At 59.6% G+C, this 9,742-nt stretch carries 9 protein-coding genes; 6 read left to right on the top strand and 3 right to left on the bottom strand.

What is annotated here, in order from left to right; translation table 11 throughout:
- A partial coding sequence (locus VLM75_04885) for a HisA/HisF-related TIM barrel protein (GenBank protein ID HSV96254.1) occupies window positions 1-330 on the bottom strand: 330 nt, incomplete at its 3' end.
- Between the two features lie 298 nt (window positions 331-628).
- Here VLM75_04885 and VLM75_04880 point away from each other — a divergent pair.
- The 4 genes from VLM75_04880 (at window position 629) to VLM75_04865 (ending at window position 5,042) form a co-directional block, all read left to right on the top strand.
- On the top strand, window positions 629-1,603 hold the full coding sequence (locus VLM75_04880; GenBank protein HSV96253.1) for an NAD-dependent epimerase/dehydratase family protein: 975 nt from the start codon (window positions 629-631) through the stop codon (window positions 1,601-1,603).
- Window positions 1,604-1,720: 117 nt separating this feature from the next.
- Window positions 1,721-2,080, top strand: a complete 360-nt coding sequence (locus VLM75_04875; GenBank protein ID HSV96252.1) for a hypothetical protein — start codon at window positions 1,721-1,723, stop codon at window positions 2,078-2,080.
- A 58-nt stretch (window positions 2,081-2,138) separates the two neighbouring features.
- The gene (locus VLM75_04870; GenBank protein ID HSV96251.1) at window positions 2,139-3,809 is read left to right on the top strand and encodes a thiamine pyrophosphate-binding protein; all 1,671 of its coding nucleotides are present in this window, start codon (window positions 2,139-2,141) and stop codon (window positions 3,807-3,809) included.
- An 18-nt stretch (window positions 3,810-3,827) separates the two neighbouring features.
- Window positions 3,828-5,042: an alcohol dehydrogenase catalytic domain-containing protein gene (locus VLM75_04865; protein HSV96250.1), complete on the top strand. Its 1,215-nt coding sequence runs from the start codon at window positions 3,828-3,830 to the stop codon at window positions 5,040-5,042.
- Between the two features lie 30 nt (window positions 5,043-5,072).
- On the opposite strand, the gene VLM75_04860 is transcribed toward VLM75_04865, so the two are convergent.
- On the bottom strand, window positions 5,073-5,927 hold the full coding sequence (locus VLM75_04860; GenBank protein HSV96249.1) for a hypothetical protein: 855 nt from the start codon (window positions 5,925-5,927) through the stop codon (window positions 5,073-5,075).
- 194 nt (window positions 5,928-6,121) lie between these two features.
- A complete protein-coding gene (locus VLM75_04855) occupies window positions 6,122-7,768 on the bottom strand; it encodes an alkaline phosphatase family protein (GenBank protein HSV96248.1) in 1,647 nt (548 codons plus the stop codon).
- Between the two features lie 102 nt (window positions 7,769-7,870).
- Here VLM75_04855 and VLM75_04850 point away from each other — a divergent pair, with 102 nt between their 5' ends.
- Both VLM75_04850 and VLM75_04845 read left to right on the top strand, forming a co-directional pair.
- Window positions 7,871-8,971, top strand: a complete 1,101-nt coding sequence (locus tag VLM75_04850; protein HSV96247.1) for a polyprenyl synthetase family protein — start codon at window positions 7,871-7,873, stop codon at window positions 8,969-8,971.
- A gap of 78 nt (window positions 8,972-9,049) precedes the next feature.
- Window positions 9,050-9,742 carry a TetR/AcrR family transcriptional regulator gene (locus VLM75_04845; GenBank protein ID HSV96246.1) on the top strand — a complete coding sequence of 231 codons (693 nt, stop codon included), beginning with the start codon at window positions 9,050-9,052 and terminating at the stop codon, window positions 9,740-9,742.

The raw sequence follows: 9,742 nt of genomic DNA, 5'->3' as shown, positions 1-9,742 counted from the left end.
CGGGTCCTTTACCGCCGCGCTGTTCATCGACACCTTGTCCGCTCCCGCATCGAGCACCAGTTCGATGTCCTCGAGTGAATTGATGCCGCCGCCCATTGTCAGCGGAATGCTGATGACTGAAGAGACCTGCCGCACCCACTCGATGCGGGTCTTCCGGTTTTCGAGCGTTGCGGCGATATCGAGCATGGCGAGTTCGTCGGCCCCCTCGTCCTGGTAGAAGCGCGCGTTCTCCACGGGGTCGCCCGCGTCGCGGATGTTGACGAAATTGACGCCCTTTACGACGCGACCTTCTTTCATATCGAGGCAGGGCATGATCTTGATGGTTTCCATGGAGGGTCTCCGGCGGCTGTAATGTTACGCCATAAAAGAACACCACATGCAGGTGTATAAATAGTTTGCCGGAGAGGCAAGAAAAATAATTATTTGCGGTTGGAAAGAGAACCGAAGTCTTCTATTCCGCGTCGTTCAACACCGCGTTTAGAAAATACCCCCCGGGGGGAGATCAAAAACAACCGCAACTGATCCGGCTTTTTTTTCGCTGCAGTTTATAAGAACGGTCGACAAAACGGCGGAGGTATGGTTGATAATGTCATAGTGTTGCCGTACGCAGAAACGCGTGGAGGGATGAATGAAAGCGCTGGTCACAGGGGCGACCGGTTTCATCGGGTCGGTACTCGTAAGGGAACTGCTCTTCAGGGGCCACCGTGTTCACGCGCTCGCGCTTCCGGGAGAAAACACGGAGGGCCTCGAGAGGGCGGGCGTTACGGTTTTGCCGGGTGACCTTACCGACAGGGAGAGCATCGGGGGCGTTTGCGCCGGGGCCGACGTGGTGTTTCATCTCGCCGCGCGCGTCACCGACTGGGGAACCCGCGTTCAGTTTTATGGCGCGATCTTCGGCGCGACCGAAAACCTGCTCCGCGAGGCCGCCGGTACCGCCGGGCGTTTCGTGTATATAAGCTCCATCGCCGCGCTCGGGCTCGGCTCCCATCTGAAGGGCGTATTGGAGACCGCCGCACTCCGCAAGTCCGGCGTTCCATACAACGACGCGAAGGCCGACGCCGAGGCGCTGGTGCGCGAATACCACGATTCTGAAAAAATCGACTGCGTCATCGTGCGCCCGGCCAACGTCACCGGCCCCGGGAGCGTATGGGTGACCGATATCGTCGAACGCATGCGTGACATGATGGTGCCGCTCATCGACGGCGGAAGGCACAGCGCGAGCCTCGTGTACGTGGACAGCCTTGTCGACGGCATCATCCGCGCCGGAACCATGGACGCGGCTCCGGGGAGGGCCTATCACTTTCGGGATGACTGGGAGGTGAGCTGGGAGCGTTACGTGACTGACCTCGGCGCGATGATCGGCAAGCGCCCGAGGGGAAACGTGCCCTTCCGCGCCGCTTGGGCCGCCGGCCGGCTCCTCGAGGCGGCCCTCACTCCGCTTAACATCCGCGCGCCGCTTACCCGGCTGGCCGCCGGCGTGATGGGCAGGGACAACGACGTGGATACCACCCTTGCCCGTTCGGAACTCGGCTGGCGCAGTACGGTTTCTTACCCGAAGGCAATGGAAAAAATCGGCGCATGGGTGAGGGAGCGCTATGTCTGAAAAACGGGTGCGCCGTACACGTGAGGGCTGCGAACAGGGGGTTATTGATTACCGGGAATCATGGTAATTTTAGAATTTGCTGCGAATCCACTATAAACACATGTCGGGGAGGTGTCGATGAAGCTTTCACTACTTCTGTTCATTCTGTATCGCAAACTGAAAAAAGCGGTTAAGACGAACAAGGCGTACCGGAGTCATATCGGCACGGTGCGGCTTAAAATCCTCATCAAGACCGTGGATGGAAAGCGGGGGAGGCTTTTCGTTTTCGACAGGGGAACGCTCTCTTCCCGGACGGGCGGCGAACATTCGGCGGACGCAGCGCTTGTCTGGTCCGACGCCGCAACGGCGTTTCGGGTGATGGCGTCCGGAAGCGACGAGGAGTCGTTCAAAGCGGCCGCCCTGGGCGGGTTGAAGGTGGAGGGTATGGCCTATTACATCCAGTGGTTCACCGACGGCATCAAACTGGTGATGAAATAGGCGTTGGTTTTCAACGCGCCGTACGCGCGAAGCGAAATTAAGAACAGGGAGAACGATTATGGCAGATATCAAAGCCGGCCACCTGGTCGCGAAATACTTAAAGGAAGTGGAAAAGATCGACACCGTGTTCGGCATATCCGGCGGGCACATCGAATCCATACTTGACGGTTTCACCGAGTATTCAATCCGCACCATCGACGTGCGGCACGAACAGGCGGCGGCCATGATGGCCCACGCGTACTCCGTCTACACCGGGCGCCCGGGAGTGTGCTTCCTCACCGCCGGCCCGGGATTCACCAACGGCCTCACTGGTATCGCGAACGCCTACATGGACAATGTGCCGCTGGTGGTGCTCTGCGGGAGGCACCCGTTGCGCGACGACCTGAAAGGCGCCCTGCAGGAGATGAACCAGATCGACATGGTCAAGCCCATCACGAAGTGGGCCGCCACCTGCTACGATGCGAAGCGTATTCCCGAATACATGGCGATCGCCTTCCGCAACGCCGCGGCGGGACGGCCGGGACCCGTGTTTCTGGAACTACCACCCGACATCCTCAACATAACCATTCCGCTGGAATCCGCGCCAATGCCCGTCAGGGTCGCGCGTAATTACGCGGTCGTCCCCGTGGACGAAGAGCTTAAAGCCGCCGCGGATATAATAAACAACGCGAAGCAGCCGCTCTTCCTCGGCGGTACCGGCGTAGGATTCAGCGCCTGCTCGGACCGCCTGGGAGCCTTCGTGGAGAAGACCGGCATCCCGTTTATGCTCCTCAATTACGGCCGGGGCGAGCTTCCCGACCGCCATCCGCTTTCAATCTGGGACTGTGGAAACGTGGGCCTGCTGGTAACGCTCGGCCAGGCCGACGTGATCGTGGCCGCGGGCCTGCGCTTCAACTGGCTCTTCATGTCGGGCGATGTAATTCCTGCCGGCGCGAAAGTGGTGCGGATCGACATCGACCCGCGCGAGATAGACCGCAACCGGAAGGCCGACGCCGGGCTGGTGGGCGACGTCGGTTCGGTGCTCGGTCGCCTGCTGCCCCTCGTTGAAAAGAAAAACCATGGCGAGTGGGTCAAGACCCTGCGTGCGGCAAGCTACTCGTTCATAGATTCGGAGCTCAAGGCGCGCGAAACGGCGTCGGACCCCATCCATCCGATCCGGCTTGTCGCGAAGATTCAGGAGGTCGTGGGCGAGGATGCGCTCTACGTGGTCGACGGCGGCGACACCAGCTATTTCGGGCAGGTGGGATTGTTTACGCGGCAGAAGGCCGGGGTCATCGGCAGCGCCTCGGGTCTTCTGGGCTGTTTGGGGACCGGCATCCCCTTCGGGGTCGCAGCCAAGCTCGCGCGTCCCGAAAGGCCGGTCGTGGTCTTCAACGGCGACGGTTCGTTCGGGTTCAACTCCATGGAATTCGACACCATGGTGCGGCACAACATTCCGGTGGTCGTCGTGGTGAACAACGATTGCGCCTGGGGCATGATCAAGCACAGCCAGGAGATGTCGATCGGGGGCGACCGCCTGCAGTGCGCCGAGCTTGGCATGAGGCGCTACGACCAGATGGTCGAGGGCCTTGGCGGCCACGGCGAGTTCGTAACGAAGGACGAAGAGATCGTACCGGCCCTCAGGCGGGCGCTCGCATCGGGCAGGCCGGCCTGCGTGAACGTGATGACCGATCCGACCGTCACGAGCCCGGCAACGCCGCTCTTCTACCAGGCGCTGAAGATGGAATAAGGTCTGAAAGGAGACACTATGAAAGCGCTGCTCTTCAACGTGAACGTCGCGAAGTTCCTGGCCATACAGGCCCTTCGGCCAGTCAGTGCGAAGTCCTGTTATACCGGACCATTATCCACGATCAGGCTGGCCGATATACCCGAACCGGCCCTTCCTTCGGCGGAGTGGGTCAAAATCAAAACTCACCTCTGCGGTGTCTGCGGGAGCGACATCAACCTCATCATGCTTAAAGATTCTCCCACGGCGTCGCCCTTCACCTCGTTTCCCTGCGTGCCCGGCCACGAGTTCTGCGGCGAGGTCGTCGAGACCGGCAGGGACGTCCGGAACTGCGCGCGCGGCGACATGGTCGCGGTAATGCCGTTCCTCGGCTGCGTGCCGCGGGGGATAAAGCCCGTGTGCCGCAGCTGCGCGGCGGGCATTCCGGGAAACTGTGAGAACTTCGCGGAGGGGGCCTTTTCCCCGGGGATGTTCACCGGCATCTGCCGCGACGTGAACGGCGGTTTCGCCGAGTACGTTGTGGCGCATAAAAGCCAGGTGTTTTGCCTGCCCAAAGGCGTGAGCGCCGAGTCGGCGACGCTCACCGAGCCGCTCGCGGTCGGCCTGCAGGCGGTCATAGACAACATGCCGGGACACAGGGACCGCGTACTCGTCATCGGAGGGGGCGTGATCGGCGCGATGGTCGTCAAGTCCATTCGGGCGCTCGGAAGCCGGTGCGACCTCACCGTGGTCGAGCCCGCGCCGCACAGCGCCGAATACTGCAAACAGTCGGGGGCCGACCGGGTCGTCGCCGGCGGCCTCATCGAGGCGGCCGTGGACCTCGCCGGAGGAAGGGCCTACCGGCCGCTTCTCGGTGAGCGCGTGGTGATGGGCGGGTTCGAGCGGATCTACGATACGGTGGGGCATGCCGACACGCTGAACCTCTCGCTGCGGATACTGGCCGCCGATGGGACGCTTTCGGTTATCGGAATCGGCAAGAACGTCAACCTGGACCTCACGCCGCTGTGGCTCAAGCTTCAGACGGTCAGGGGGTGTTACGGCTATCGGTACAACCCGGTAAAAGGCGGAGGGAAGAAACAGGTGTTCGAGACGGCCCTGGAGCTCATCGCGAAGAAGAAGGTGCGGGTGGACGATATGCTCACGCATACCTTTCCGATCGACGACTACCGCGCCATGATCGGGGTGAACCTGAACAAGTCGCGATACGAGGCGATTAAAACCGCGATACGGTTTTAATCGCCTTGCGCGGTGCTTCCGAATGCGGGCCTACAGCGCGAACTCCTTCTTCAGCACAAGAAAGAACTGCGCGTATCCCGCGCCGGCGACCGCGTCTATGGATGTATAGGTAAACGCCGTCGCGGTGATGTCCATCTTGAGGCCGCCGATTATCGACAGGCCCATTTCTTCGAACGCCGCGCCGATTCCAAGTTCCAGCCCGAATCCGACGCTTTGATCATCCTTTATTTTTATTCCGCTATCGTTTACCTTCAAATCGCGTATTGGAGCATGATATACCCACAGACCGGACTGCAGGGCAAGTGAAAAAATTCCCAGCGGGAGCGTGCTGAAATCGCGGAAGCCGGCGATCCATCCGCTTCCGTACATTTCGTATTTGCCCGTACTGACTCCAGGGGGGAGCGGTCCAAGATCAGAACTGACACTATCCTGTTCGCGAAATGCCTTCCACGCACGCAAACCGACGAAGAAGTGAGTGAATCCCATGTCGCCGGCTTCAGTAAAAGCCTTAATGCCGAAGGTGGCATCTAAAGTCCAGAAATAGCCTGAGCCCTCGGATTCAAGCTCATATTCAGTACCTCCAGATTCTTCTTTCCACTCCAGCGTATCGAAGGATACGCGCGTGAATCCAAGGCCCGCCGCGAACATGTGGTAGTTCAGGAGCATGCCCAAGTCGAATCCGGTGCTGCTGCCCGTCCCGAGCTCGGAGCTGCTGTCCGTGTTCTGGACGAATCCGAATATCGCGCTCCCCGCGCCGATACCGCCGTGCAGCATGAGTCCGCCGTTTGTGCTGTTAACCTCGTCCGCGAACGCCTGCGTTCCGAACGCCGCGACGAAGACCAAAACCGCAAGGCGCTTCGCCAGATTGCCAGAGATTCTCCTCATGTCGTTCCTCCAGATTTATAAACGTGACGCATGCAACGGAAAGGAAAACCGGCTTTCCCGTATCGCTTCAGCGATAACGGAACATACTTTCGTTAAAACTGTTCCGGATTTTAGGATCGCCGCAAGGACTCAATGTACGACAAAGCGGCCGAAATGTCAATGAAACGATTAAAATAATTATGGCGTGGCGCGGTTCAGGCGGGGTGATGATCGCCGCCGACAGGCGCCCCTGCGGTTGCGCCGGCCAGCAGGAATACGCGGGATTCCACCGCCATTATCAGTTTTATAAGAAGCATCATGATGGCCGGAGACCACAGCGCGAGGGCGAGGAAGCGCACGCCGAATATATTTTCATCGGGCGCGAACGTGTAAAGCGGAAGGAAGCAGGCGCCGATGATCGCGGTTTCAAGCAACAGGAGCGCCGCCAGATCAATGAACGATCCGGGGACGCGCAGTTGCAGATACAGCGGGCTTCGTCGCAGCAGTGCAATACTCAGCCCCGTGATGATAACAATAACGATAGTGTAAATCGATGCCGCGGCGGCATACGCATGCGCCGAAAAAACAACGCGCATGGCGACCCCCGCGGCCGCCACCACGGTTCCGTTAACGAGCAGGACGGTGGTTGTGCCCGCCGGCATGCGACGCATGGCCATGGCCGCGAGAAAAAGAAGCGCGAGTGAAAACGCAAGCCGCTGGTAAAGCAAAAGCGTTTCCTTGTCGCGCGCGGGTCTTTCCATTATGGCGGCGGTGAGGCGCGCGTCACGCTGTGCGTCGTCCTCGTGCGCGACGAACTTCGGCGCGGGGATGATCGGATACATGAAGCGGAAGGCGGCAATCATGCGCTCGCGCAGCCGGATTGAATCCCTCAGGTATTCCTTTGCGCGTGCATCGAGCGCTTCGGCAAGCGGAGGAACCGCGGAGAGCACAGGAAGGGCCGCTCCGGCCGCCGCGGCGACGGTGGGCGCGATGGCGGCGTGATAAACCGTGCGGGAGACGCCGGCGTGCGGAAGCGACGGCGAGAGCAGGTACAGCGGCACCCGAATGGAGTTCATGTCCAGCCCGCCGTGGTTTCCGTCCACGTTCATACCGTGGTCCGACGTTATGATGACCAGCGCCCCTGGATATACGCGGTCGAGCAGGCGGAAGATGCCGCCGAGAAGGCTGTCGATCGTTTTAATGGAACCGAGATAGCGCTCGCTTTTATTGGACCCCGTGGCGTGCGCCGCGTTGTCCGGCGAGAGAAAATGCGCGACCGTGAAGAAGGGAAGGTCGGCATGTCGAATCATGTCCGAAACGGCGCCGGCGACCTCCGCGGGGTCGTCCTTTTCGCAGCATTCCGCCGGTGTATACGACGCCAGGTGGCCGAACAAATCTTTATACCAGTTGAAGCCCACAAGGCGCGAGTCAAGACCGGCATCCGAGATTGACTGAAAAACCGTGGGTGCGTGCAGGTCCCGCCGGGACCGGACCTCGTTGTTGACGATGCCATGAACCGAAGGGGGAGCACCTGACAAGATGGAAAAGTAGTTCGGCGCGGACACCGACGGGGGCATCGCCCTCGCGTCCTCGTAGCGCAGTCCGAACTTCAACCATCGGGACGTAATCTCGGGGCAGAGGGACGGGTTGTAGAGCGCGTCGCGCGTGGCGCCGTCGAGGATGAACAGGAGAACGGCCGGATACTGCGGTGTACGGCGCGCCGGAGCGTTCGGGGTAATTTCACGGTCATTTAGCGCGGCCGGATCGAGCGGCGGCGAAAAACGGCCGTAACGGTAATCGTTTACAAAAAGCAGCCAAACGAGGATGGCGAGTGCCAGCGTTATGTATGCGGCGTTTCTCATGCGGCCGCCGCGCGGAGAAAATCTATTGACACGATCATGCGCCCGCTTTAAGCTCCTCACTTCGTAATCACGCTCGGCAAGAGGTCCGCCGCCCTACAGACGATGAAAGAGACGAAAGAAAATCCGACACCGCAGGCGCGGCACTTTAACCGGTTCGCTGAAAAGTATTCCCCGCGAATCGACCTGTCAATAGAGAAATACTTCGCAGGCAAAAAAAAGGGCGCCGAACACGAATTCATGGCCGGCATCTGGAGCGACCTTGCGGAATACTGCCTGAGGCCGGGTAAACGCATCAGGCCGCTGGTGCTCATCGCGGCGTTCCGCGGGTACGGCGGCGAAGCGTCAATCCTGAAGGAAATCGTGGCGATCGCCTCTTCGCTCGAGATAATGCATTCCTTCCTTCTCATACAGGACGATATTATCGACCGATCCGCGGTGCGGCGCGGCGGCGAGGCCTTTCATTTGGTCATGCAGCGGCGGTTCGCAGGCCTTACGCGAAATTCGTGCATTGGGAGCGACGTCGCCCTGGTCGCCGCCGATGTGCTTTTCTGTGATGCGCTTCAGCTCATTCTCGGAGCGAAGATCGACGGCGCGGCGAGAGAGAGCTTCCTCGGGCTTTTCGCGCGCACCTACGAGCGCACGGCCTGGGGACAGATTCTCGATATCATCAATACCATGCCGCTTGCCCTCCGCACCGGCGATACGTCAGCCTGGGAGATAGGGATGATGAAGACCGCTTATTACACCGCGTATTATCCGCTGCTTATGGGTTGCGCGCTGGCGGGAGCGGCCACCGCCCGCCGGAGGCGCGCCATCAAGCGCTTTGCCCTGCCGCTGGGCCACGCGTTTCAGGTGCGCGACGACATACTGGGCGTCTTCGGCGATAAAATCGAGATGGGGAAATCTGCGGACTCCGATATTATTGAGGGAAAGAAGACCGTGCTGGTGCAGAATACGATGGAGCGCCTCGATGCCGGTGGAAGAAAGCACTTCGAGACGCTCTTTACCAGGCCCGGAAAGACGAAGACCGACATTTCGCGTATTCGGACCATCATGCGGGAAAGCGGTGCGCTGGCCGCCTCCGAAGAGATGCACCGGAGTCTGGTCCGCGAGGCCGTAGGGGCCGTTCCCTCGCTGGGAATGGACGGAGAGGGAAGGGACGTCCTCCTGGGATTGTGTGAGGCGATCGGCGCGCTGAAATGACGAAATGAAACGGAAACCAACAACTGTCGCCGGAATAAACCAATAAACGAACCGGGGACGGATACAAAAGGAGCGGAAATGAGCGCAGCAAGGAAAAGGCGTATCCCTGAAGAAGCATCGGGCAAATATCATAAGGACACCTTCGATAAAATATCGGACAAGAAGCGTGAGAAGATCATTAAAATCTCAACCGTGGAATTCGCAGAAAAGGGATTCAACGGCGCGAACGTAAACGTCATCGCGAACAAGGCCGGAATAAGCATCGGCTCAATGTACAATTACTTTTCAAGCAAGGAGCATCTTTTTTTAACCATTGTCGACGAGGGCTACAAGCTGCTCGAGGAGGCGTTCGCCGGCGCCGACCTGGCAAACGGCGACATCTTTCAAAAACTCGAAACGATCATCAGGGTGGCCCAGAGGCACTCGCGCTCGCACCCCCAGTTCGTGCAGCTCTACCAGGACATCACCACCGAGAGCCTCGCTCATCTCTCTGCCAGGCTTTCCCGTAAAATCGAGAACATATCGGCGGTCTTTTACCGCAATTATCTGATGGAGGCCAAGGCTCAGGGACTGGTCGATCCCGCAATCGACGTTCGCGTGGCCTCGTATTGCATAGACAACATCATCGTCCTTATGCAGTTCTCATACACGTCCGAGTATTACAAGGAGCGCCTCCTCACCTTCATCGGAGAGGACGCTCTCGAGGACGACGAGCGCGTTATCAAGGGAATGGTGGATTTCATACGCAGGGCGATCGGAGTGCGGAAGTGA

The organism is Spirochaetota bacterium (genome assembly GCA_035477215.1).
In the GTDB taxonomy this organism is placed as follows: Bacteria; Spirochaetota; UBA4802; order UBA4802; family UBA5368; genus MVZN01.
This window is presented reverse-complemented; position numbering and strand designations above follow the sequence as displayed.